Origin of the sequence: Aeromonas sp. ZOR0002 (genome assembly GCF_963866995.1) — a bacterium.
Lineage (GTDB): Bacteria > Pseudomonadota > Gammaproteobacteria > Enterobacterales > Aeromonadaceae > Aeromonas > Aeromonas caviae.
This window is the reverse complement of sequence record NZ_CAWMFQ010000369.1, coordinates 1-25,025: the sequence shown is the minus strand read 5'-3', so window position 1 is coordinate 25,025 and position 25,025 is coordinate 1. Positions and strand designations below refer to the sequence as shown.

General features: G+C 60.1%; 24 protein-coding genes and 1 pseudogene. 1 reads left to right on the top strand and 24 read right to left on the bottom strand.

Features of this window, described 5'->3' with window-relative positions:
• Positions 1-140 precede the first annotated feature (140 nt).
• The 8 genes from emrD to AACR77_RS19745 all read right to left on the bottom strand — a co-directional run bounded on the left by emrD (position 141) and on the right by AACR77_RS19745 (position 8,406).
• A complete protein-coding gene (emrD, locus tag AACR77_RS19780) occupies positions 141-1,340 on the bottom strand; it encodes a multidrug efflux MFS transporter EmrD (RefSeq protein WP_042882960.1) in 1,200 nt (399 codons plus the stop codon).
• Positions 1,341-1,610: 270 nt separating this feature from the next.
• Entirely contained in the window at positions 1,611-3,041 is a 1,431-nt protein-coding gene (locus AACR77_RS19775) for an ABC transporter ATP-binding protein (RefSeq protein WP_042882958.1), read from the bottom strand.
• Positions 3,038-3,844, bottom strand: coding sequence for an ABC transporter permease (locus AACR77_RS19770; protein WP_010675089.1), 807 nt, complete (start codon positions 3,842-3,844; stop codon positions 3,038-3,040). The genes AACR77_RS19775 and AACR77_RS19770 overlap by 4 nt, the downstream gene beginning before the upstream one ends.
• A 2-nt stretch (positions 3,845-3,846) precedes the next feature.
• Complete coding sequence (locus AACR77_RS19765; protein WP_042882956.1) at positions 3,847-4,809, bottom strand: ABC transporter permease; 963 nt, start codon at positions 4,807-4,809, stop codon at positions 3,847-3,849.
• Positions 4,806-6,332 carry an ABC transporter substrate-binding protein gene (locus AACR77_RS19760; RefSeq protein ID WP_042882954.1) on the bottom strand — a complete coding sequence of 509 codons (1,527 nt, stop codon included), beginning with the start codon at positions 6,330-6,332 and terminating at the stop codon, positions 4,806-4,808. Before AACR77_RS19760 ends, AACR77_RS19765 begins: the two co-directional genes overlap by 4 nt.
• A gap of 195 nt (positions 6,333-6,527) precedes the next feature.
• Complete coding sequence (locus tag AACR77_RS19755) at positions 6,528-7,190, bottom strand: glutathione S-transferase family protein (RefSeq protein WP_042882952.1); 663 nt, start codon at positions 7,188-7,190, stop codon at positions 6,528-6,530.
• Positions 7,191-7,221: 31 nt separating this feature from the next.
• Positions 7,222-7,830: a glutathione S-transferase family protein gene (locus AACR77_RS19750; RefSeq protein ID WP_042882950.1), complete on the bottom strand. Its 609-nt coding sequence runs from the start codon at positions 7,828-7,830 to the stop codon at positions 7,222-7,224.
• Between the two features lie 120 nt (positions 7,831-7,950).
• Positions 7,951-8,406, bottom strand: coding sequence for a hypothetical protein (locus AACR77_RS19745; RefSeq protein ID WP_042882948.1), 456 nt, complete (start codon positions 8,404-8,406; stop codon positions 7,951-7,953).
• Positions 8,407-8,606: 200 nt separating this feature from the next.
• On the opposite strand from AACR77_RS19745, the gene suhB reads away from it, so the two are divergent.
• A complete protein-coding gene (gene suhB / locus AACR77_RS19740) occupies positions 8,607-9,410 on the top strand; it encodes an inositol-1-monophosphatase (RefSeq protein ID WP_039038754.1) in 804 nt (267 codons plus the stop codon).
• A 100-nt stretch (positions 9,411-9,510) separates the two neighbouring features.
• On the opposite strand, the gene AACR77_RS19735 is transcribed toward suhB, so the two are convergent.
• From AACR77_RS19735 to AACR77_RS19660, 16 genes and pseudogenes are all read right to left on the bottom strand, one after another.
• The gene (locus tag AACR77_RS19735; RefSeq protein WP_039038755.1) at positions 9,511-10,386 is read right to left on the bottom strand and encodes a flagellar protein MotY; all 876 of its coding nucleotides are present in this window, start codon (positions 10,384-10,386) and stop codon (positions 9,511-9,513) included.
• A gap of 68 nt (positions 10,387-10,454) precedes the next feature.
• A complete protein-coding gene (locus AACR77_RS19730; RefSeq protein ID WP_052224824.1) occupies positions 10,455-12,416 on the bottom strand; it encodes a methyl-accepting chemotaxis protein in 1,962 nt (653 codons plus the stop codon).
• Positions 12,417-12,500: 84 nt separating this feature from the next.
• Complete coding sequence (locus tag AACR77_RS19725; protein ID WP_139739491.1) at positions 12,501-14,699, bottom strand: hypothetical protein; 2,199 nt, start codon at positions 14,697-14,699, stop codon at positions 12,501-12,503.
• 2 nt (positions 14,700-14,701) lie between these two features.
• Positions 14,702-15,283, bottom strand: a complete 582-nt coding sequence (locus AACR77_RS19720; protein WP_042882946.1) for a YmfQ family protein — start codon at positions 15,281-15,283, stop codon at positions 14,702-14,704.
• On the bottom strand, positions 15,268-16,335 hold the full coding sequence (locus AACR77_RS19715; protein WP_042882944.1) for a baseplate J/gp47 family protein: 1,068 nt from the start codon (positions 16,333-16,335) through the stop codon (positions 15,268-15,270). Before AACR77_RS19715 ends, AACR77_RS19720 begins: the two co-directional genes overlap by 16 nt.
• Positions 16,325-16,777 (bottom strand): phage GP46 family protein, encoded by a 453-nt coding sequence (locus AACR77_RS19710; RefSeq protein ID WP_042882942.1) that lies wholly within the window; start codon positions 16,775-16,777, stop codon positions 16,325-16,327. The genes AACR77_RS19715 and AACR77_RS19710 overlap by 11 nt, the downstream gene beginning before the upstream one ends.
• Before the next feature lie 6 nt (positions 16,778-16,783).
• A complete protein-coding gene (locus AACR77_RS19705; protein WP_042882940.1) occupies positions 16,784-17,338 on the bottom strand; it encodes a phage baseplate assembly protein V in 555 nt (184 codons plus the stop codon).
• Positions 17,332-18,411 carry a phage baseplate assembly protein gene (locus tag AACR77_RS19700; RefSeq protein ID WP_042882938.1) on the bottom strand — a complete coding sequence of 360 codons (1,080 nt, stop codon included), beginning with the start codon at positions 18,409-18,411 and terminating at the stop codon, positions 17,332-17,334. Before AACR77_RS19700 ends, AACR77_RS19705 begins: the two co-directional genes overlap by 7 nt.
• Positions 18,404-19,810 carry a DNA circularization protein gene (locus tag AACR77_RS19695; RefSeq protein WP_042882936.1) on the bottom strand — a complete coding sequence of 469 codons (1,407 nt, stop codon included), beginning with the start codon at positions 19,808-19,810 and terminating at the stop codon, positions 18,404-18,406. The genes AACR77_RS19700 and AACR77_RS19695 overlap by 8 nt, the downstream gene beginning before the upstream one ends.
• Positions 19,811-19,821: 11 nt before the next feature.
• The gene (locus AACR77_RS19690; RefSeq protein ID WP_042882934.1) at positions 19,822-21,621 is read right to left on the bottom strand and encodes a hypothetical protein; all 1,800 of its coding nucleotides are present in this window, start codon (positions 21,619-21,621) and stop codon (positions 19,822-19,824) included.
• A 138-nt stretch (positions 21,622-21,759) separates the two neighbouring features.
• Entirely contained in the window at positions 21,760-22,146 is a 387-nt protein-coding gene (locus tag AACR77_RS19685; protein WP_042882932.1) for a phage tail assembly protein, read from the bottom strand.
• Between the two features lie 2 nt (positions 22,147-22,148).
• On the bottom strand, positions 22,149-22,505 hold the full coding sequence (locus tag AACR77_RS19680) for a phage tail tube protein (protein ID WP_042882930.1): 357 nt from the start codon (positions 22,503-22,505) through the stop codon (positions 22,149-22,151).
• A gap of 10 nt (positions 22,506-22,515) precedes the next feature.
• Positions 22,516-24,006, bottom strand: a complete 1,491-nt coding sequence (locus AACR77_RS19675; protein WP_042882928.1) for a phage tail sheath subtilisin-like domain-containing protein — start codon at positions 24,004-24,006, stop codon at positions 22,516-22,518.
• A gap of 2 nt (positions 24,007-24,008) precedes the next feature.
• Complete coding sequence (locus AACR77_RS19670; protein ID WP_042882927.1) at positions 24,009-24,191, bottom strand: DUF2635 domain-containing protein; 183 nt, start codon at positions 24,189-24,191, stop codon at positions 24,009-24,011.
• Positions 24,192-24,199: 8 nt separating this feature from the next.
• A complete protein-coding gene (locus tag AACR77_RS19665) occupies positions 24,200-24,814 on the bottom strand; it encodes a hypothetical protein (RefSeq protein ID WP_042882924.1) in 615 nt (204 codons plus the stop codon).
• Positions 24,811-25,025: pseudogene (locus tag AACR77_RS19660) on the bottom strand (phage virion morphogenesis protein); the annotation flags it as partial. The gene AACR77_RS19665 and the pseudogene AACR77_RS19660, both read right to left, overlap by 4 nt.

Below are 25,025 nucleotides of genomic sequence, written 5' to 3'. Positions count from 1 at the left end.
GGGGCGCCCCATGCAACACGTAATTGGGACATAGCCTTTTTCTTTGCCTGCGCGGCAACTCCCTTCCACTCGCCTGCGGCGTCTCCCCACCCGGCAGGAGGCAGTAAAAAGCCCGCCAACGGGGCGGGCTCTTGGCCGTGTCAGACGGCCATCTGCTCGTGGGGCGCACCGTGGTGGCGCAGCCACACAAAGCTCAAGGCCACGATCAGCACCATCACCGTCATGATGGCCCCCAGGGTCACCTGCCCCGTCATCGGGAAGCTGGCGGCCAACAGGGTTACCACGCCAGCCCCCAGATTCTGCATGCCCCCGAGCACGGCTCCCGCGGTGCCCGCCTGGCCCGGGAAGGGCTCGATGGCACAGGAGGTGGCGGTCGGATAGAGAATGCCGCTGCCAATGAAGTAGACCGCAGCCCCGCCCACCAGGGAGGCAGCGCTCACCATGCCGAGCAGCCCGGGTACCAGGATGATGAGCGACCCCAGGGCCAGGAAGGCGATGCCAAGGCGCATCAGCTTGCCCTGGCTCAGGCGAAAACTCAGTCTGGCGGAGAGCCAGGCGCCGAACAGATAACCGGGCAGCGGCAGCACGAACAGCACGCTGACGGTGCGGGCACTCAGCTTGAGCACGTCCCCCAGCAACACCCCGGCCGCCGCCTCGAACACCGCGAGGCCGGCAAAGGTGGCCATCAGACAGAGCAGGTTGCCTTGAAAGCGCGGGTTGCCGAGCACATGACGATAGGCGGCGCCCACCCGCAGCGAATGCTGGCGGGCGGATGCTGGCAGCGTCTCCCCAAACCAGGCCAGCAGTGCCAGGGTGGTCAGGGCACCAAAACCGAACAGGAACCAGTAGCCGGCACGCCAGTTGAACAGCTCGGTGAGCCAGCCGCCCAGCACAGGTGCCAGCAAAGGGGAGAAGATGACCCCCATGCTCACCAGGCTGTTGGCGCGGTTCAGCTCGGCGCCACTGTAACGGTCGCGCATCACGGTCCGGCTCATGGCGCCCCCTGCCCCGGTGCCCAGCCCCTGGATCAGGCTGCCCGCCAGCAGGGCGGTAAAGCTCGGGATCAGCTGGATGGTGAGGGTGCCGACCAGGAAGATCATCATGCCGATGATGAGCACAGGGCGACGACCGATGCGATCCGACAAGGGGCCATAAACGAACTGGGAGAGGCCGTAGGGAATGAGGTAGCAGGCCATCACCGCCTGCAACTGGCCGGAGGCCACATGGAAGTCCCCCGCCATCATGGGAATGGAGGGCACATAGAGGGTCTGGGTCATCTGACCCACGGCGACCATCAGAATGGTCAGGAGAAACAGGGGATAGAAGCTGTGCCGATACATATGTCGTCCGAAAAAAATCAAAAAGCCGCCACCCTCCGGGCAGGGATCTGCAGGAGGTGTCTGACAAAGGTCGTTGAAGAGGAACAAGGCGGAGGACCCGCACCCGCCAGCAGCAGGACGCTCTCTGGCTTACGACAATCTTAGTGATTCATATCACAAAAAACGAACGAAACTTTATAATCTGCTTACCCAAGTTTTTCTAATGCGACGGGGCCCAAGGCCCCGTCACTGTCATCTCATCATGGGGGAAGGATTCATCCTGTCCCCTCTTTACCCCACTCTTCTCACCTCGGCCGACGCGCCTTCGAACATGGGGGAACCTACCTCCCCCAGTCTCAGACAACGAGGGGCAACCTTGCCGGCCAGCCCCTCGTCATGGGTCACCAGCAGCAGGGCGCAGCCTATCTCTCCCAATTCCTCCAGCAGACAGGCGATGGTCTGTTGCTGGCTCAGGGGATCGAGCCGGGACGTGGGCTCATCGGCGAACAGCAGCACAGGGCGCAGCAGCAGGGCCCGGATAAGCGACAGCCGCTGCAGCTCCCCTCCCGAGACCTGGTTTGGCAGGCGCGTCAGCAGCCGTTCATCCAGCCCCAACCGGGCCAGATAGTCGACAAGCCGATGGCGAGGCAGCCTGTGCAGACGCAGCACATCATCGAACTGGGTGGCGAGGCGCACTCGGCTGGCAAAGGCCTGCACCGGATCCTGATAGAGCTTCTGCCAGCGGCAGGGGGCTATCCCTTCCCGGCGCAGCACCTCCCCTTGCAGGGGGCGTTGCAGACCCAGCAGCACGTTGCCGAGGGTGCTCTTGCCCGCGCCGCTCGGCGCCATGATGGCCATTCGCTCCCCTTGCGCCAGGGCAAGGTCGAGCCCCGTGAACAGGGGTTGATCCCCATATCCCATAGCAAGCCCCTTTCCGCGGATGAGCCAGTCTCCGGTGGGAGGGACAGCCGCCTCGGGCCAGGCGGAGGGCTCCGCAGCCAGCAGGGCCCGGGTATAGGCATGGAATGGCGTGTGCAGCACACGCTCGGCGGGCCCCTGCTCCACGATCTCTCCTCCCTTGACCACCAGCACCCAGCCCCCCAATGCGCGAGCCAGGGAGAGATCATGGGTGATGGTCAGCAGATGGCGTCCACGGGCCAGGTAGCCCAGCAACAAGGCACCCAGCCTGGCTGCGGCCCGGCTGTCGAGCCCCTTGGTGGGCTCGTCGGCCACCAGCAGACGGGCCTCCCCCAGGGTGGCGGCGGCAAAGGCCGCGCGCTGGGCCATGCCTCCCGAGAGCTGGTGTACAAAAGCGCCCTCCCGCCCGGCCAGTCCAAGCCGCTCGAGGGCGGCGCGGGCCCGCGATCGGGCCTCCTTGCCCCCTGGCAGCCACCCTTCCTCCACCTGGGCAAGCAACCCCATGGTGGGATCCAGCGCCAGCACCGGCTCCTGGGGTAGCATCGCCAGCTCCCTCCCCCAGAGAGTACGCAGGCGAGGCGTGTCGGCCAGGTTGTGATGGCGGCCACCCGACACCATCTCGCCCCGGCCTGTCAGGGGGGCTGGCAAGGTCCCCATCAGGGCATGAGCCAACAGGGATTTGCCCGAACCGCTCTCCCCGATCAGGGTCAGAGCGGTGCCGGGATGAATGGTGAAATCCAGCGCCTGCAACAGGGTTTTCTGGCCATCATCGACCTGCAACCCCTTGATATGAATGGCCGTCATGAGGTGGCTCCTTGTGAAGATGGCATGTCAAGGCCGCGCGTCTGATGAAGCAGCACCAGGGCCAGCAACATCAGCCCCATGACAAGAATGGGAGCCAGTAGCAGACGGGGAGCCTCCTGATAGTGGGGCAGCGCCTCCGTCATCATCAGCCCCAGCTCCGGCGTGGGCGGCTGAATGCCCACTCCGACAAAGCCCAGGGTAGAGAGGGTTAGAATGGCACCCGCTAGGCCGAAGGCCATCATGGTGAGCAACTGGGGGGCGAGCTCGGGCCAGAGATGGCGCCGCACCACATGGGCATGGCCGAATCCCAGCAGACGGGACGCCTCCACCTGGGGCGAGGCGAGCAGCCCCCGGCTGCGGGCACGCACCACCCGGTAATACTCCACCCACTGGGCCATGGCCAACCCGAGATAGAGGATGGCAAAGCCACCCTGGGCCATGGCGGAGAAGAGCAGCACCAGCAACAGGCCTGGCAGGGCCAGCACGCCGTCGGCCAGGCTGCGCAACAGACCGTCGACCCAGCCGCCGCGCCAGGCCGAAAGCCAGCCCAGCAATGAGCCCAGCAGCGCCGCCGTGATGACGCACAGCAGTCCCAACAGCAGGGAGAGCCGGGTCGCCGCCGCGAGGCGCGCCATCAGGCTGCGCCCCATCTGATCCCGCCCGAGGGGCTCCTGCCAGGAGGGATCAGCCAGAAACTGTGCCAGATCCTGAGCCGCCGGATCGGGCCAGAGCACGGGGCCCAGCAGGGCAAACAGCACCACCAGCAGGAGCAGGCCCAGCCCCGTTTTGACAGACAACGACATGATCAGGACTCCTTGGGACCACGGGGGTCAATGGCAAGACAAAGCAGATCGGTGAGGGTATTGAGCAGCACGAAGAGCACCGCCAGCACCAGCACGGTCCCCTGAACCATGGGGATGTCGCGCCAGAAGATGGCGTGCACCAGCGCATGGCCGATCCCGGGCCAGGCAAACAGGCTCTCGACCACCACGACCCCCTCAATGAGCAGCACCAGCTGCACGCTGGTGTAGGCGATGATGCTGACCCCGGTGTTGCGCAGACCGTGGCGCCAGAAAACCCGGGCCGGCGAAAGCCCCTTGGTGAGGGCAAATCGGTAATAACCGGACTGCACCACGGTGAGCACGCTTTCACGCACCACCCGAGAGAGCACGCCGGAGAGCCCCAATCCCAGGGTCAGGGCGGGCAGCAGCAGGTTGCTCCCCTCCCCGTGCCCTGCCGCACTGACCCAGCCCAGCTCCACCGAGAGCATCACCATGAGCACCAGGCCGAGCAAGAAGGGGGGCAACGCACGCATCAGCACGCTCCAGCCCAGGGTCAGGCGATCACACCATCCCCCCGGGCGCAGCGCACTCAGGCTGCCAAGCGGCAGCGCCACCACCAGCGCCAGCACCACGGAGGCGCTCGCGAGCGTCAGGGTGGCGCCCAGGTGATGACCCACGTCGGTGGCGACCGGTGCGCCCGTCACCAGGGAGCTGCCGAGATCCCCTTGCAGCAAGGCCCACAGCCAGTCGCCAAAACGGGCAAGGGCCGAGCCGGCCAGCCCCAGCTCGCTGCGCACCGCGTTGGCCGCCTCGGCGGTGACATAGTCATAGCCATAGCGACCCGCCGCGATGCGAAAGGCGATGTCTCCGGGCAGGGACTGCACCATCAGAAAACAGAGTCCGGCCACCAGCAGGGCAACCACCAGCGCCTGCACCAGACGCTGACCCAGTATCTCCATGACGCGAGACAAGGGTGTCGCTGTCATCGTGCGCTCCATGTCAACTTGTCCAGGCCATAGCTGCGCTCCTGGGGATCGAGTTCAAACCCCTCCAGCCCCCGACTGACCGCCGCGCTCTGGCGGTACCAGGCGATGGGCAGGAGCGGCAACTCCTGTTGCAGTGTCGTGGCTATCTCCCGGCGAGCCGCGGCGGCGTCTGTGGGCGACAAGGCTTGCGTGGCAAGGCGGGTCAGCGTTTGCGTCATGGCCGGGGAGTGCCAGTTCATCACCCCCCAGTCCGCACCGGCAGGGGCCAAATCCCCCAGCAAGGTGACCAGGGGATCCGGTACCAGGGCATAATTGCGGGCGTAGAGACCAAGCTGGAGGGAGCCGTCCTGATGGCCCGCCGGGATCTCGCTCGAGTTGCCCACCGCCACCTTGAGATCCACCCCCACCGCCTTCCACTGCGCCTGCAGTGCCGTGGCGAGGAGCGGCAGCTCCGGACGGTCAGGGAAGGTACGCAGGGTCAGGGCGAAGCGCTCTTCCCCCTTGCGCAGCACACCGTCCTCCCCCGGCTGCCAGCCTGCCGCCGCGAAGGCCGCCCGGGCCGCCTTGACGTCATAGGCAAGCGGCGTCAACCCGAGCTGGTGCCACTCCCCCAGAGTGGGAGGAAAGAGCTGGGTTGCCGCCATCTCTGGATCCCGCAGCAGGGCGGCTGCCATACCACGACGATCGATGGCGAGACTCAGGGCACGGCGCACCACCGGATCGCTCAGACGAGGATCGGCGCCATTGAGCTTGAGCTGGATGGTCCGTGGCAGGGTAACCGAGGCGATGGAGACCCGTGACGCCTGCTGCAAGCGGCGGATGCTGACCGGATCCAGCCCCCAGGCGATGTCGGCCTGACCGCTCTCGGCCATCAGGGTGCGGCTCTCTGCACGCCCCACCGTCAGGTAGCTGACCTCCTCGATTGCGGGCCTGGCCCCCTGCCAGCCGTCGAAACGCACAGTCTCTATCCGCTGGGGTTGTTGCAGGCGGGTGATGCGGTAGGGGCCAGAGCCTATCACCTGGGTTACCTCCCCCTTGGCATCGTAGGCGGCCTTCGCCAGGATCTGGGTGCTGGGGTGGGCCAGCACGGCAGGCAGGGAGGCGAAGGGTTCGCTCAGTGTGACCTTCAAGACGCCATCTCCAGATCCGATGGACGCAATGGGAGCACTGGTCATCACACCGGGCTTGCGCCAGGCCTGTTGCAGGGCAAAAGCGGCCTGCTCGGCGCTCACCTCGCTGCCATCGTGAAAACGGGCCCCGGGGCGCAACGTGAATCGCCACTGCAGACCGTCATCGCTACGCGACCACTCACTGGCAAGCCCGGGTTGCAGATTGCCTTTCCCATCGACATCCACCAGGGTCTCCGCCACCTGCATGCGAGTAAAGAAGACCCCGTTGCTGGCGGGGTCGACACTGTGGATCTCCCAGGGCCCCACCATGGCAAGCGGTTTGCCGTCGGCTGCAGTCGTTCCTGCCATCAGAGCCAGGGCGAACCACCCGGCTGCGGTGCATTTTTTTGTCATCCTTTCCATCCAAGCTTCATGTTCATCAATCAAAGAGATGGCGTTATAACATAACAATTAATCAGGAAAAATGACTTTTGATTTTTGATAAATGGCTTATTTGAAAGACAAAAAGCGACTGCGATGCAGATCGTCAAACAACGGGGAGTCAAAGGGGAATAAAAAAGATGGCCCGTCAGGGCCATCATGATGGCGTCAGCGAGTCACCATCTGCTGCGCCCGCTTGACCTGATCCTCGGGGCTCTCATTGCGCGGTGGAATGGTGATGCCCTTCTGGCAGGCGGGCCTGACTTCCATGCGTGCCATCCAGGCCTGCAAATGCACCAACCCCTCGATGGAGATACCACTCCAGTCGTGGATGCGCACCCAGGGCCAGGTAGCGATGTCGGCGATGCTGTACTCGTCCGCAAGATACTCATGGTGTGCCAGATGACCGTCGAGCACCTCGAACAGGCGTCGCCCCTCCTTCTGGTAACGCTCGATGGCGGCCGGGATCTTCTCGGGGAAATAGCGATAGAAGACGTTGGCCTGCCCCATCATGGGACCGACGCCCCCCATCTGGAACATCAGCCACTGGATGGCCTGGGAGCGGCGCTTGGGATCCTGTGGCAGCAACTTGCCGGTTTTTTCCGCCAGATAGATAAGGATGGCGCCGGACTCGAACACTGCGAAGTCACCATTGTCCCGATCGACGATGGCCGGGATGCGGCCATTGGGGTTGATGGCCAGGAACTCGGGCTTCTTCTGCTCCATGGTCGCGAAATCAAGGGGAATGACCTTGTAGGGCAGCCCCAGCTCTTCGAGGGCGATCGACACCTTGAACCCGTTGGGCGTGGCGGCTGTGTACAACTCTATCATCTTGGACTCCTTGAACGTTCAGGGGAAAGGATCAGGCCTGGGCGCTGGGCCGGGCACTTACCCGGTCATGCCAGTCCTGCAAATGGGGCTGTTCGGGGGTGATACGCAGGCCGACCACCTTGCCAAAATCAATGGTACAGAGGGCAAGAATGTCGGCGATGGTGAAGCGCTCCCCCGCAATATAGGGCACCTCGGCAAGACGGGCATCAAGCTTGTCAAACCAGATCTGAGCCTGTTGCTTGCACTCCTCCCCCCATTCGGGGAAGACCCGCTCCCGGTCTTTGTAAAAACCGGTGATATGACGAAACGCCATACCGGTCGGCAGCCAGAGGTTGAACTCGATGAAGCGACTCCACATCTCTATGGTGGCGCGCTCCAGCGCGGTGCTGCCAAACAGGTTCGGCTCTGGGTGGAGCTCTTCAAAATAGCGGCAGATGGCCAGGGTTTCACTCAGACAGGTTCCGTCATCGAGTTCCAGCACAGGAATGCGCCCGGCCGGGTTCTTGGTCAAAAAGGTGGGCGCCAGGTTTTCCCCCGCCCCCAGATCGACCTGCTGATATTCCATCTCGATCCCCTTCTCCGCCAGAAACATTCTGACCCGACGGGCATTGGGGGCTCGTCTCAGCTCATAAACCTTCATGTCACCTCCGTCGACGAACACACGGTGAACCGCTGCACAGGCCATAGCAAAGCGGCACAATGTCGGTCAGTTATGACAAATATTGTGCCGCTTGAACAGCCCGCATCGAGGGGGAGATGATTAGCTGCTCAGTACCCCTGGTTGGCGCTGGCGCAGCAAGATAAGACGGGAAAGCAGCGGAAAATAGGATTCAAACTTGCTTTGCAGCACCAGGCTGCAGGCAGGATCCGCCAGTTCGGCCTCATCCAGCAGAATACCGTTGGAGACGAAATAAAAATGCGGATCCCGAACATCCGGCCCCTGTGGAGTATGTTCATACTGTCGATGCACCAACAGGGGAAGCACCGGCAATCCCAGTGCACTGCCTCCTGCAGGCCAGAGCGGAGCAGGCCAGGCAGCGCCCTCTTCTTCCAGCAGCAGGATCGCCGCTTCATCCTTCGACGGTTGCCACTGCTGGGGCTGTGCCACCCGGACCTCGGTGACATAATCGCTCTCTTCGCTGGCGGCACGCAGTGCGGCCAACACACCCAGAGTCGTCGGCGACGACGGTTTCTGACTGATTAATGACAGATTCATGGCTCATATCCCTATGCTCACCACAGCCTGTTATCCGGCTGTCGCGATAAGACTAGTTGATTACAGGTCTTTATTGGAGCCGTCAGATCTGTCAGTCACCACCCTGACCGAATGAGGGTATAGCAGTTGCTATTCCCGAATATCTTGGTAAGATGTCGCGTCCTTTTATCCCCCGTTCTTTAACATCCAGTGGTGAACCTATGCATCCGATGCTGAATATCGCCGTGCGCGCTGCGCGCAACGCCGGTCAAGTAGTAGTAAAAGCCTTTTCTCAACCCGAGAACATCGAGGTTATCCAGAAAGGCAGCAATGACTTCGTGACCAACGTTGACCGTGACGCCGAAGCGGCCATCATTCACACCATCAAAAAATCTTACCCGGAACACAGCATCGTTGCTGAAGAGTCTGGCGAGATTGCCGGTACCAATCCGGACTACCAATGGATCATCGACCCACTGGATGGCACGACCAACCTGGTCAAAGGCATTCCGCACTTTGCCGTTTCCATCGCTCTGCGCGTCAAGGGCAAGACCGAACAAGCCGTTGTCTACGATCCCATCCGTGACGAGCTGTTCACTGCCACCCGCGGCAGCGGCGCCCAGCTGAACGGCTACCGCATCCGTGTCGGCAAGGCCAAAGAGCTCTCCGGCACTATCTTGGCCACCGGGTTCCCGTTCAAGCAGAAGCACCACATCGAACCCTACCTGAAGATGTTCCAGAGCATGTTCATCGAGTGTGCAGACATCCGTCGTGCTGGCTCCGCCGCGCTGGATCTCGCCTATGTGGCCGCTGGTCGCGTCGACGGTTTCTGGGAAATAGGCCTGAAACCCTGGGACACCGCCGCCGGTGAGCTGCTGGCCAAAGAAGCCGGCGCCATCGTCACCGACTTCGTTGGTGGTCACAACTACGAAAACTCCGGCAACATCGTGGTGGCCAACCCCCGCGTGCTGAAAGAGATGCTCGGCAAGATCCGCGAAAACCTGCCGGAATCCCTGGCCAAGTAATCCCGGATACCCGTGAAAAAAATGCCAGTCGGTTCGCCGACTGGCATTTTTTATTCCTGACTACAGCGAAAATCCCGCCCCTCTCGATGACTCAACGGGATCAGATAGTGCCGTTGCGTCCCATGTTGATCACCACCCGGCGGTTCTTGGCTCGGCCAGCTTCCGTTTCGTTGGAGGCCACGTGCTGTTTCTCACCGTGCCCTTCCACCGAGATCTTGCCCTCCTCGATGCCGAGATCCACAAATACCTGCTTGATGGCATCCGCCCGCTTCTCGGAGAGCTTCTGGTTTGGCCAGCGGCCGCCATAGCTGTCGCTGTAGGCGTCGATCACCACCACATCGATGCTCTTGTCTGCCTTCACATAGTCACCGATCATCGCCAGCCGCCGCTTGGAGGCCGGTGACAACTGATCGCTGTTCTTGTCATAGGAGAGTACGCTGAAGGCGATGTCGTTGAAGCTGTAGGGCAGCAAGCCACTCAGGCAGTCCATGAACGCCTGGTACTTGACCCTGAAATTGACCGACGAGAGCGATACCCGCACCGGCCTGTCCTGACGATACCAGTCGCGATACTGGAAAGTCGGCATACGCCCTCCCTCCAGCTCGTCCAGCATGGTCCAGGCGGTCTGCCCCGCCACCAGGCCGTCAAACTGCTGATAGAACTGCAACTGGCTGATCTGTCGCCCGGCCACCCCGGGACGCCAGCTGGGGGGCATGATCCCGAGGCTCACTGTCTGGGTACGCGCCTGGGGTCGCTGCCCCTTGAGCTCGAAATCCAGATTGATCTTGCGCCCGGCCCGGCTGACAAAGGCCCCGGTTCCCCAGCGGGGAATAGGATGCTCCAGCCTGCACTCCACCTGGGTATCAGAGGTCAGGCGCCAGACGGATTGATCCAGACCGGCGCCAAATTCGGTCACGCCCGCCTGCAGCTGCATACTCACTGATATGCTGATCAACCCCAACACCCAAGCATTCAACGGCTTGTCCTCCACACTATCTCGAATTATCTATCGGCAGCGGCAGGACAAGCTTTAGGTCAAAACGCTCAATGGGGGGAAGATGGGGCCATCAGCTTGAAGCTGGCGATGCGTCCCGCCAGATCCCGGGCCAGGGCATCCAGTTCGGCACTGTGTTGTTGCAGGGTATGGGAGTGCTGGCGATGGGCCTCATACACGTCACGGATGGTCATCACGTTTTGCTGGATGTCGTCGGTCACGTAACGCTGCTCCTCGGTGGCGGTGGCCACCTGGGCCGTCATGTCGCTCACCTTGCGCACCTCGTTGACGATGTCGGTCAGCTCGCTCCCCGCCCGCTTGGCCTCCGTCACGCTAAGGCCGGCCTGTTCGGTGCCCGTGTGCATGGCAGCCACCGCCTCGTTGGCCCCCTGGCGCAAGCGGCCCAGCATCCGCTCTATGTCGTCCGCCGCCTGCTGGGTACGGGAGGCAAGCGCTCTCACCTCGTCGGCCACCACCGCAAAGCCGCGCCCGGATTCACCGGCACGGGCCGCCTCGATGGCGGCATTGAGGGCCAGCAGGTTGGTTCTGTCCGAGATCTGCTTGATGAGGTTGAGCGCTTCGCCCACCGACTCGGTATCCTGATGCAGGCTGTCCACCAGTTGCTGGGTATCACTCAGGGTACCCGCCACCTGCTGGATGGTGTGGATGGTCTGATCCACCTCCTTGTCACCCTGCTTCGCCCGGCCGATGGCCTGCTGAGTCGCCTGGGAGGTCTGGGTTGCGTTGCGAGCAATCTCCGCGACAGTCGATGCCATCTCGGTGGCGGCAGTCGCCACCAGATCCACCTGCCCGCATCCCCTGACTACGCCGGCATTCACCTCGGCAATGACCTCGGCCGAGCTGGCGGCGCTGCGTATCAGCACGTCACAGGAGTGGCGCACAGCCAGCAGCAAACTCTCCAGGTGCCCGAGGAAATGGTTCAGATCCCGCGCCAGGGCCCCCAGCTCATCCCCGGATCGCCAGTCGACCCGCACGGTCAGGTCGTTCTCCTGCACCAGGCGCTTGAAGGTCTGGTGCAGGGCCATGAAGCCCAGATGCAGATCCCGCACCACCCGCCAGCAGACGAAGGTGGTCAGGACGATGCACAGCAACACGCCAGCCGCCCCCCACCAGAAGTCACTGGCACTCCCGACCCGCATCTGTTCAACCCGCTCAAAGAGCTGCTGATAGAGGCTGTCTTCTATCTCCTTGAGCAGGCCTATCTTGTCGGTACTCAAGGCAAACCAGGCCTCTGCATCGACACCAAAACCGCCGCTTGCCGCCTTGTCCAGGGCCAGTTTCTCCATGGCGGCCACCTTGGCCACCACGGGTGAGGCGAGGCTGTCGTTCAGCAACTGACGCTGGGCTGGACTCGCCACCGCCTGGAAACGTTCGAGATAGGTATTCTGGGCCGCCAGCAGGGAGATGAACTGCTGCAACAGCGCTGGCGTGAAGCTGTCACGGCCAAAGACGTTGCTGAGCGTCGCCCGCTCCAGCCCCGCACGCTCCTTGCTCTGCAGGAAGGCGGCGTAGGCATTGGTCTGCAGGGCGATGGTGGCATCCATGCTGTCGACGCTTATCTTGTCCACCACCGCCAGCAAGGCGGTCACGAGGCGGGTATAGAAGCCGACCTGTTCTGCCACCTCGACCCCCAGGGCGCTGACCCGCTCACGCATGGCGGTGAGTCCGGCCACTCCCTGCTGCACCTCGGTCAGCGCCAGCAAGGCAGGATCCTGATGAAAACGCTGCAACAGGCTGTCCACCACCTTGCGCTGGGCAGGCAGCGCATCGCGAAACTTGTTGCCGCCAGAGCCGAGGAAACCGGCCGACATGCCGCGCTCCCGTTGCAGCTCATGGGCCAGCTGCGCCGCCTCCTTCACCACCGCCAGCGCGACCAGGGCGCCGCTCATCTCCTGTTCGACCCGATAACGTTCATAGACGTACCGGCCGGAGAAAAACAGCAGTGTAGCCGCGCGATAGGAATGATCACTAAAAGCTAGCAAACTGATCACTAATTAGAGTGATCAATTCACTAGCTATTGATATAGGAAGGGGGTAATGGAACCGCTACCATTTAGATAAGTAAAGGGGGGGTATTATGTGATCTGCTTCCAATCTGTAACAGCAGTAGTCCCGATTGATAAGTAACCAGTACCGGCAACAATAGCAAGCAATCCGACATCGGTTGGCGCGCTAGATATAGATGGCGCTGGACCTGACTGAATGGACGGCTTCAACACGGGGGCTCTAAAAGAAACCGATGAACCTGACACCGTTGCATTAGCTGTAGTTGTAAGTTCAACGGTGTTACCAACCACCGACTTAACCACTTTTCCACCTGATACTCCTACGATAGACAGCCATGCCCCTTCATATATGCCAGATGCATCGGCTACGGTAAGCGTAGATGAACCCGCAGTGATGCTGCCAGTAGTAGATAAAGCGCCTAACGTACCATCTGTGGTAACCACATATTGCGCCACTGAGCCAGGTGCTATAGGGGAGATGTTAATCCGGTCATTCTGCAGGTATGTTCCAGAAACGGGCTTGCCTGACAGGGTGTATTCACGGAACCCCTTAGATGCCTGCCCATGCCCACCAAGATTAGATTTTTTCCCTAATCCAATGAACACCGAGTGTACATCGATATACTCACCTGCACTGACGGAGGGGCCATATACCTCAACGGCAAGAACATCACCAACGCCTGCTTTAACACTAAATGAGCCAACAATAAAATCCCCGATGATTAGAGATTTATTACTCATTGAGTCAGAGTACGCATCACCAGTGGTGCGATTTTTTACTCTAATTTGCAACGCACCACCTGACGGTTTCCTGAAGATCGCAGTGCAGGAGTACCAACCAGCAACAGAGAGAGGTTCTGTTTTATAGGCAAACAGGCCGAATGGCCCAGTTGCACCGATTCGAATGTAATTCTGCAGCTGGGTAACACTGACATTGGTCGCCAGATGCACATCACGAACAGGGCCGTACACAGGATAGCTGTTAGCAGCGCCACCAATAGCCAAGTTTTCAATGGATGTTGGCTCACGGATTTCTGGTCGAAACCCATACATTGACTGCTCAGTACCAGTACCGCCATCACTAGCCCGTTGCCCATCAAAAGAGAACGCATTAACTGCGGAGCAGTTGCCATGAGTATTGACTTGCAGACCTTTCAGGTCAGGATAGTTTCCAGCCTGGTCAAAATAGGTGCTATAGAAGTCAATGGAATTTGGTGTCTGTCCATCTCGATACTGGTTGCTTTCTACTACGAAATTTCCACGGAATTCGCCACCGAAAAATGACATAGACTGCAAAGATCCTATGCCACGTAACGTTAAGCCAGTGATGATTGAATTGTGAAATGAGTTATCGTTGAACTCGTGATTCGCAACACGGGTCCCTGATGTTATGAGAAGAACCTCACCAAAGCGGGTTCCGCAGAAATGGTTCCAATAGTGAGAGACAAAGCCAAGGCCCAGTGTTTCGTCACCAAAGATCGTCTTTTCAAAATGGCAATCGCCTAAATATGAATCCCACAACCCAGCTACATTAACAACACCTTCGACACGAAGGCCGACAATTCTAACCCGTTTATTGCTCAGTAAGTTGAGCAAGTTATGAGTGTACTCACCGCTAGGGTGGCGTAGAACTACCCCTGTTGCATTGATTGTGTACCGCTGCAAAGGACTATCGACATTACTATTTCTCTCCTCGATTTTTAGGGGGGTAGACAAGTAGTACACCCCGGCAGGAATGGTCACGTCGCCAGTTGTAAAGCTATCTAAAAACTCCTGAAGACTGGGAAAATTAGAAGAATTTCTCACTAAATCACGCGCAACGAAACCACCAACATTGGGGTTGGTATCAGCATCAACAGTCTGTGGATATGGCCCAGAGCCAGAGTAAGCTATACCTGTGACCTCATCCAATAACACATGGATAGCAGATGGTAGTAAACCACCATTTTTGAAGCTCTCTGGAATAGGGCGAAGAGTCCACCCATTATCTGCGTAAGTGCGGCGCAGGGCTTCACGAGCACTCATGGCGTTGGAGATACGCTGAATGGCCAGCAGCAGCTGATCATCATCAACTTTGCTAGGCTCAATCCCAGCAGCTTCCAGCACGTTCAGTACTTCGTTGGTCATCTGGTTGAACCAGTCACCACCAGGCACGGTCGGGGCCTGGCCAATGCCGCCCTCGGTGAAATACTTACGAATGGCGCTTTGCACAGGCTTGCGCGCAGGTTGCGTATCAACGCCGGTTCCGGTATCAGGCCAGTACGCCATGGTTACACCTCATAATTAAAGTCGTAGTAAAAGCCCGCAATCTTCAGGCGGTTGAGCACGCATTCGAGAATGAGTGCCGCATTGCCACGCAGCGGCGTAAGAACGTTGTCGAGCACGGTGAAGCGGTCTTCTGGTATGCCCAACACATCAACCCGCAAAATGAAGCGGGCAGATGCCGGATAAATAGGGAAATTGACGTCGCGCAGAACGTGGTGTGGCCACTGCTCATATACCTTGACGGTGAAGCCAAGCGCAGCCGCGATCTGCTCTATCATCCATGTCTGCAAGCCGCCTTTTCGGTGGTATTTCTCGACCACGGCGGCGCGGCGCTGTTCGAATGATTGGTTGGTGATATTGCACTCTGGCAGGCCAAGATAGTTCTCCCATTCCGGCAGCAGCTGAACGGTCGTTTCAGGGCGCATTTCAAGCAGCAACTCATCTGCGCTCAGCTCCAGCTCTTGCAGGCGCTTGGCGAATCCCAGCACATATTTCGGCAGGTTGGCATCAGGGTCGCGTGGCCATGCGCGACCGCGCGGCATCTGCTGCAATAGCGCATCGCCCCACTGCTCTACAGGGTGGGCCATGTGATCACCCCGATGACGTTTAACTCATCGATATTGGCAGGCACATCTGCAGTCAGATCCAGGGTGTAGTTCTTGACGCCTGGAGCGCTACCAATGGCAGTGCGAATTTTGGATACAAGCATGGGATCACCCGGTTGCAGGGTGCGCTCGTAGCCGTTGAGATTCTTCTCGATACCGGCGCGGATCTCGGCGCTGTCAGGGGTAGGAACGATAGCGAGATCAGTCACCTTAAGTAGCGGACCGATAAAGACCGGCTCGATACCTGCAGGGCGACCAACCAGCACACCAGTAGCTGGGTCAGCATGACGGAACAGGTAATCCTGCATCATGAACTGGTCGGTAGGCGTTGGCAGGATGTCAGCCCGGTCATCATAAACCCAGCCGATCCCGACCGTTCCGCCGCCTTGCCATACGTCATAGGCCCATGCGCGGGTCACGCCTGCAACCTCACGCATCCAGGTGACGTAATCTGCCACCGCGCCACCCATAGGCGGGTTGCGTTTGCGGAAGAGCAGGCGCTCCAGCAGCTGGTTGATGGGCTCGATATCGGCGCCGCCGCTGATGTCTTCGCTGACGCCGTTGGATTGCAGCCCGGGAACTGGGGTTACCAGTGCCAGCGGTTGGCCAGCGGCAAGGTTACCTGCTGCGCCTGCTTCTGCGGCCTGCACCTGCACGGCCACAACGCCGCCGCTTGGGCTGGCGCTGCTGGTGACGGTGTATTGACGGCCGTCACTGTGCTGCAGCACGGTGCCGACAGGAGCAGGAACGGTACCCTGCAGCGTGGCAGGCCCAGCGGCATAGGTCGCCTGTTTGCGGATCACCCCTTCAAACTGGGCCATTTCGATAATGGTCTGGTCATCCGACTCACTGGTCGGGATGATCTGGCGAACAATCCACATCTGGTGATCGTAGAGGTCGCGCTGGCCAGCGGAAACGGCGGCATTCAGCGCCTGCTCGATGCCGAACTTGGGCAGCACGGTGCCAAGGCTTGATTCGATATCAAGCAGGCCGCTGGCGGTGATCTGGCGCAGGGTGGGGACGTTATAGGGCATTGGCTTGCGCCTCCCACCGCTTGTTGATGGTCATGGTTGTATCGGTTCCGTCAGGGCGGGTGATGGCAATGATGAGCTGCAGCAGCTGAAACTGGGGAATGGCGCCGGTCACCACGATATTGCTGGCAAAATCAGGCTTTAAATGGGCATCAAGGGCGGTTTGCGCATAGGTCACTGCCTTGTTGCGCACGTCAGTGGTGAGCTTTTCGCGATCGAGCAGCCAAAGCTTGCTTCCCCACGGCTGGTCGGCAAAGGTGTCGCCAATCCAGCCACGCTTGTCGCCGGTACCATCTGGCAGCACGTCGGAGTCATCGGCGCGGGCATCGGTAAACAGCACCTGCAGCACCAGGGTTTCGAGTCCATCATCCTGACGCAAACCGGCCGAGGTGATTTCAATATCGCCCCGGCCGGTTTCGTTGTTCCAAATGATGGCTGTGGTCATCGCCCCTCACACTGGCGGGGATGTTTGCCCTCCGCCCGGTAGATTGTGTTTATGTCCAAGGAACGAAATGCCGTTAATGATGACATCAGCATCAGTAGTGATGTTCAACGTCACGTGAAGCGCGCCTTGAATTTCATTTTCAGGGGATATAGTGAGGGTTTGTTCTTCTGCGGTGATACTGACGCTTTTCGCGCTTAGCTCGGCATAGCCGTCTTTGCCAAGGAGGAGGTTGTGACCCTCCAGATGGTATAGGCAACTATCCCCCGCCTCCAAGTCTTTCGGGCGAAAGCCCTTATGTTCGACGGCAATGGCCACCAGTCCGGCGCGAGCGCCACCAACCCCCAGCACGATGGCTTCAGACCCCTCTGGCGGCACGCTGGTGTGACCGTAGTTCTGGAAGCGCTCGACATCATCAGCCCCCTCGTCAGCCAGCACCTTGAGCTGCAGGTTCTGGCGCTGCAAGGCGTCATTGACCAGGGTGACGATGGCGCGATCGGCAATCAGGCGCAGGCGGCGCTGTAGCGGGGCAAGCAGCTTCTGCACGTCACGAATACTTACCATGTGGTTACCTCTTTGGTCTGTTGCTTGACCACTTCTGCGGGGATCAGCATCGCCTCGCGCGGGGTCAGGTTGATGATGGCCTCGCGGCCTGCCTGGTCGCCTTCCATCATGGTCACCGAGACGATCAGCCAGTTCACATCCAGCCCCTGGATCTCGTCCTTGACGGTGCACATCCGGTTGATGCGCCAGAGCGGGCCGCTGTCGCCTTCCATCCCCTGTGTGCGCCAGCCAGCGACGGTGATCTCGGTCTGGGTACCTTCTCCGATGCTGCGCTGTTTCTGCCACTGTCCGCGCTTGCTGGCACCGGCCACTGTGGTGACATCTTCGGCGATGATGATGCGGGGTCGATAACGCGGCACATCAGGATCGGTGATGGTCGTCTTCTGACCTCCGATAGTGGTGGTCGGGGTGTTATCCCACGTCGCACCGCCGCCGTAGCTGCTGCCCTTGACGATCCATTCTGATGCCCGGTCGCGCATGCTGAAGTTGCCACGGGCCGCCATAATGTTCTGGCCAAGGATAAGGCTGGCCCCCATCGCCTGCTCGCTGGCCTGTGTCAGCACCAGCTGGCCCTTCTCGTTGGTGGTGAGCAGCACGGCACGCTGCTTGGCCAAGCGGTCAAGCAGCTCGAAACAGGTCTCGCCCTGCTCGATGGCCACGCGGGGGAAGGCTTCCCCCAGATCGCACTCGACCACCACTTCGATATTGAACGGCTCGCAGATATCGCGCGCCACATTGTCGAGGGTGACGTTCTGCCATTGGCCGCTTTTGTAGATGGCCGAGCAGTCCACCAGATCGCTGGTCTTGCTGCGGCCGCTGACCACCCAGCTGACCTCTTTGGCGTCATAGCTGGGGGTGAAGTCGTCAACGTAGCCGGTCAACACCAGATCGTTGCCGATATGCACGGTGCAGGCGCTGCCTTCGCGGATGACCATCGCCTTGGCATCGTCCCATTTGCGGGTCAGGTGCAGTTCGAAATCACCGGCAATATCGCGCAGGCTGCGGGTGATGCGCACCTTCTGCCAGCCGCTATAGAGCTGACCATCCACGCGCAGGGTAATGGGTTCAGCCATTGCTCACCTCATCCACGACCTGAATGTTGGTGCTCGGGGTGATAAAGGCCGGATCGCGCAGCTTGTTGCCCATCACCAGCCGATCGCGGTACTCGGCATTGCCATACTGCTGCCACGCCAGCAGGGCCGACGCGGTGGTGGTGGTCAGGGTGATCTGACGGCGGCGCGGCAACTTGGCGCCCCGTTCGCGGCTGTCATTGAGCAGGGCAAGGCGCAGATCTCGCAGGGCGCGCCACACATCGCTCTGCTCTGCCTCTACCGCATCCATGGCCAGCTCGGCCAGTATGTTGGCCCAGTAGTTGGCCAGCTGTTCCAGATCGTCGGCAGTGAGCAGCAGATTGCGATCTGCCCCCACTACGCCATCCATGGTGACCGGACGGCTGATCTGGTTGTTGACCTGATCGCCAGTCAGCGACTGGCCGATGGTCACCTGACCGTTCTGGTCAGGGGTAAAGTCGCGGGTGGTACCGAGATCCGCACTGGCAATGGCACTGGCCGCCGCCGTGGCGGTAGCGCGGTCAATCAAGGCGGTGAAGGCCTTGCCGTTATCGAGCGCGGCATTCAGCTCGGTGGGGGTGTCGATGGTCGGTACCGACGAGGCCACACCAGTGGTCACGTCGCTGTTGATGCTGGTCGGCAAGCCGCCCGTGATGGCCAGCTCGGCGCGCATCCCTTCCCAACGGCGGCTTACCTGGTCATAAACAGAGAGCGCCCGGATGGGGTCAGTCACCACTCCTTTGACATCCTCAACGATGCCGGTCACCTCGCGGGCAAGTTCGCCCGGGTAGGCCAGCAGCGAACCGACGCTATCCTTGGTGCGCATCAGGCGATCGGTCCATTCACGGAACTGGTCCGGCAGGGATGGCAGGCCACGGGTCAACTCGTCCAGATCGTCGAGGAAGGTATCGACCATCACGCCCATGTTATCGATGCCGGTAACGAACGAATCGAGGAATGATTGCTCGCTGGACCCCTGCGCTGCGGCGGCGGCATTGCCCAGGGTGGCGGCGGTATCGATGGCAGCAGTGGGGAACAGGCGTTTGCCAGCTTCCCATACCGTGAAGGTGACATAAGCGACGCCATCCTCTTCGTTATCCAGGCGGTGGCTGACATCGCCAACCTGCACCGTGCGCACGCCCCACCACGGGTGGATCATCTCGCCGGTGCCTGGCTCGTTCAGGGCATCCAGCAGGCTGCGCAGCTGGGTCAGATAATCCTTGCCGACCAGCTTGCCGGTTATCTGCTCGTTGGTGAGCACCGCGCCGTTGTCTTCGGTCCAGCCGCTTTCGCGCTTGGGGTATTCGCGGGGTATCGCCCGGCGACCGCCTTTGCCTTCTACGGTATTCAGCAGGAATTCAACGCCACGGATCGAGGCGGTCAAACGCTCTTCAAAGCTCATTCAAACCATCCTTAAGGCATCAGTGAAGGGCCGTTATCCACGCGCACCTGCAGCCCGGGAGCCGCATCGCGGGCGCGAACCGTGATGCGGTCATCGCTGACTTTGATATCGAGGGAGGCATTGACCTTTTGTTCAAAAGCATTTTGCCGAGGAGCTGACAAGCCTGTTGCAACTTCTGCCTGTAATTGCTGCGCCATCATGGCGAATGCATCCTTATTACTAAGCATGGGCTCAGTAGGAAGGGTCGCCCTTGATACTTGTGCAGCATCGCTTTCAGCCTTCAATTTCTGCGCCTCTTCCGCTTGGCTGGCCGCATATATAAGACCAAAAGATCCGGTCGCAAGTAATCCTGGGGTCATTTTCTTGAGGGCATTGAATGCTTTTGGGACTTTACCAGTCGGTTTGTCTGGGCCGCCTGTTGGGATATCAAAACCACCACCCGGCATATTGACCACATAGACAGGGGTCGCGCCCAGATCGGCCATGGCACCACCAAGGCCACCGGCACCGCCCTTACTTGGCTTGGCGGCATCCCACACGCCCTTGGTCCATTTAACCGCATCGATCCCTTTCTTGACGGCCACCAGACCGCCGACAACCAGGGCGATATTCTTGCCGGTCTCCAGCCAGTTCTGCACGGCATCCGGTTCCAGGCTGTTGATGGCGTCGGCCAGTTCAGCGATCGGGGCGGCCAGCTGCTTGTTGGCAAACTGGTTCCAGCTGTTGCTGACCAGCTGCAGGCTGGCGGCAAAGTCGCTGGCAGCCACGGCGGCATCATTCAGGGTGGTGCTGCCATCGCCGGAGAGCTTGAGGAACTCGTCAAACGCTTTGACGTCGCCGGTCTGGACGTACTCGGCGATCACCGGCTTGAGTGCCCGCTTGGCTTCGTCGGTCAGGTTGAGCATCGAGAGCTTGCTGGAGAGGCCGCCAGACTTGGTGACGATCTCTTCAATCAGCACCGGCAGGCTGCGCATCACCTCTTTGCCCTGCTTGAGCTTCTCGGGGTCGAACACCTCAATGCCGCCCAGCTGCTTGAGCTTCTTGACGGTCTCTGGGCGGGTAATATCGCGAATGATGGATTCGAAGGCCGTCACCGCTTCGGCATCTGATCCGACACCTTGACGGATGATCTGCAGGGCTGCGCCCAGTTCGGTGACTGCGCCGGCACCTTCTCGACCTGTGGCCGCATAGGCGGCGAAAATCTTTGGGCCCTCTTTGGCCATGTTGGCCAGGGTAAAGGCGCCCTGCTTACCCTGCATGTTGAGGGTATCGATGGCGCGCATCGCCGCTTCGCTGGAGTCGATGGCCAGCTTCTTGAACTCGGTAAAGATGCCGCCAACTTCAAGGCCACCGGCGCCGGTCGCCTGAATAACGGCGGCGATATTGGGCAGGTTGTTGATGGCGTATTCGAGATCGCCGGTCTTGGTCAGGATCTCTTCGACGGCCGCGGTCGCTTCGCTCGGGTCGATGCGAATGCCTTTGGTATTGCTGACGGCGTTGATCTCGTCCTTCAGTTCCTTGGCCTTATCGCGGCTGATATCGGCCGCAATGGCGATACGAGAGATCCGGCGATCAAGCTCGGCATAGCCACGAACAGATGCACCGCCAACCATGGCGGCGCCCAATGCCACATAGCGGTTACCCATGGCATCGATACCCCGGCCAGCAGCGGCGGTGGACATCTTGATCATATTCATGGCGCGCTGATTATTGGCGGCAAACTGGCTCATGCTCTGGCCATATTGCCGCGATTTGGCGGCCAAGTTGCCAGCGAGGTTAATAACAATATCGGTGACAAGTTGCTTGGCCATGATATTTCCTTTTACTTCTTCGGCGTCAGCGCCTGTTTTAATTTATCGAAGCGAATAAATAGATGGCGCAATGGCAAGTTTTCCAGCTCGGATGTCGGTATATATTTGCTCATGGCAAACATTACCCCCATTGCAATATCAACGAACTGGATCTGCTCGCCCCCGTTCCTCTATCCTTCTGGCCAAATCTTCTGCCAATGCCTGGTCAAGCTCTTGCGCCTTGCGTTGAATAAGATCGAAATCTTCTGTGTGAAGTTTTCGAATCGTCTTTATTTCGATAGGGCCCTGCACTTCTCCTATATATGCAATCTGGCGGCGCAGTAATTCCAACCCGTAAAGCACATCACTGGTATAAGCAACGGCCTTACCGCCTGGATGCACTACGACTTTTTCAGCAGCCAACTGGGCATCGATAAGGTCATTAGTATTCAGCTCACGCAGGCCAACTTCACGATAAAGGAGCGGCTCATCGCCGCTCCCCACCGCCTTCAGCCCATGATCGAGTTCGAAGGTAATCAAGGCCATGGTCAGATCCCCACTACCTTGTCACCGAAGAAGGTGGCCGCGATATCGCCGGACTCTTCACGCAGGGTGGCCGGTTCGTTGGTGCTGGCCTTGGTCATCATGTAGCTGACGCCGTTGTCACCTTCCCAGGTCATGGTCGCGTCTTCGATGGCGTTGATTTCGATCACATCAACGTCTTCATCAGCGGCGATCACAATCTCGATACTGGGCGGGCTGTACTTCTTGCTCTTGCCCCACACTTTGCCGGGGCCAGTGTGCTGGGTGCGGGTATAGCCGCCCGGGTTGAGCACGGCCCCGCCCTTGGTCTTGAACTGCTTGCCATTCGCACGAACGGTCACTTCACCGAGGATCATCCCCATGATTGGCTCCTTAGAGTTTGAACTGGATCAGCTCCGCAAAGATGCGGAATTGGTTGACGATATCCGGATGGCTGAGAGCATCCAGACGATTACGGTCGCCAGATGGTCGAACCACGCTCAACGATTCTTTGAACAGATCGAAGTTTTCCATCAGGCCAGCAGCAACCCAGTCGAGAGCAACTTCAATCAATGCTTCTTTCATCAACTTTGGTGATACGACAGGCTGACCGGGGTCAATCAGCGGCAAATCTTCATCATTCACCAACTTGTGACGCGGATAACGATTGGTAACCATCACCCGCACGTCGTAACGCATCTTGCCCAGGGTGGCCGGGGTGGTGATGTCGAGATAAGACGGATCCGGATCGCCGAAGGCGTTCTTCTGATACATCGACACTTCACGCTCGATGGCCACCACGTCACCGGGCTGCACCTGATAAGTGGCGATACCGGATTTCAGCAGGTTGTTGCGCTCGTCAAAGGCGAAACGGTCAGCCTTGGCCGGTGCCAGAATGCCGGGCAGCGCCAAGGTCTGCAGCGGCCGTGCCGGGTCGATGGCCAGCTGATAGGACGCGATGCCGCAATAGCTGGCCGCGAACTCCCAGCTCGGACTGGGCGATTTGCTGGTACCCATGCAGGTCAGCAGGAAGTCGTTGCGCGCCTCACCGAAGGTGATGGTCTCGCCGTAGGTTCCACGATAGGCGGTATAGGCGATCGCCTCGCTCATCTTGAGCGGGCCCCAGCGGGTCAGCAGTTCATCGCGCAGGGTGTTGAGGCTGGCGGTATCGTTGAACGGCATCATGATGTGGTTGTACCACTCGTCCGGCATGGCGGAGATCATGGCGGCCATATCGGGGGCGCCGGCGCCGCCGGTCATCGCCACGGTGGTGACGGTCACGCCGTTCGGCAGCTGCTCTCCCGCGTAGTAGTTGTAACGCAGATCGATATCGTTGCCGGTCAGGCCCTTCCACTTGGCGGTGATGTTGACCTTGGCGGTATCGGTGCCATCCACGGCCGCCGTCACCGGCAGGTTCTTCACCGCATTGATGGCGGCCACCGCCTTGGTGGCGATATTGGCGGCGGTATCCGTCGCGACCACGCCAACCTGCACAGATTGACCGGCAATCAGCAGCGACACGGTGCCAGCCACGGCAGCAGGGCCGCCAAAGGTGAACGAACCGGCAGCGGCAGAACCAGCGACAATATCGCCACAGGCCAGCGCGAAGGTGCGGGTGTAGCTGTTGGCCTTGCGGTAGCGCTTGGCAGCCAGCGCCATCATGGAGCCGACGCCAAACAGGGCATCAATGGCCGACTCGCTGACCGGAACTTCGGTGACCGTCAGCGGGCTAGCGGTACCGGCATCGGCGCCAGTGGTGATCATCTGACCGAACAGCAGCACGTTCTGATCCTGGGCGATGTTGCCGCTCAGGGCCTGGCTGTTGTCGATCTCGATATAGACGAGCGGCACGCGCACGTCATTGGGGATAGTTCCGAGAGCCATGGTCACTCCTTCACTTGCGGTTTCTTGGTGGCCTTGGCGGCCGGTTTAACTTCACTCACATCACCATCAGCCAGCCGTTTCAGCCAGAAGCTGGTGCGCGGCACCTTCTCGCCATCGGCGGCCAGCTTGCTGCCATCCGGCTTTTTGATGACCAGCCCGGGGGCCGGTTTCAGATTCAGTTCCATTTTTGCTCCTATGGAGTGGCGGCGGGCAGGGTGATATCTGCCTCACAGACCGGGGCGCCATCGCCCTGTTCTGCGCGCCAGTTAAAGCGCAGAAAGTCATCGAGCGTGGCCGGGTCGATGGGGTTATCGAGCGGCCAGTCTTGCCGCCATGTCACCGACCAGATCGCCAGCCCCAGCTTGTCGATACTGGTGGTGTAGAGGTTATCCATCCGCACCCCTTCCGGCGCCTTGCTGGCACCGGTGCCACGCCAGCCGCCAGTCAGCATCAAGGCAGTGGCCAAGCGACCGGCGATCACCTCTGCCCGCTGGTCTTTGGCATAGCCGAACTGGTCAGCGCAGAACACGAATGCCGAGAACTCGATAGTGCCGATCAGGTTGCCTTCACGGCGCATCGATACCACCCGCATCGCGGCGATGCGAATGCCGCCATCGCGGTTACCCATCCAGCGCTTAATCTCATCCGACTCGTTGAAGCGGCCGATATGGCGCTCCACGGTTTGCACCCGGTCAATCACCCGATCCGCGCCGTGGCCGGTGGCCTCCAGATAGGGCTTGAGGTAGTTCACCACCCCTTCGCAGGCGCTGACGGTGCTGCCGATGGTGCCAAAATCAGGGCGGCTCATAGTCCTGCCTCCTTCATCACGTCTTGCCAGAAGTCGCCAATCACGGCGAGCAGCTCTGTCTGGTTGTCGCTGGAGAGGCCCAGATATTCGCGCTGGGGGATCTCCATCATGCGGGTAAAGCTGCCGACCGACTGATAGACCGGGAACTTGAGCGCCTTGCCGAACGCCTGACTGATGCGGCGAACGTGGGCAGGCACCTGCACCGAGCCGC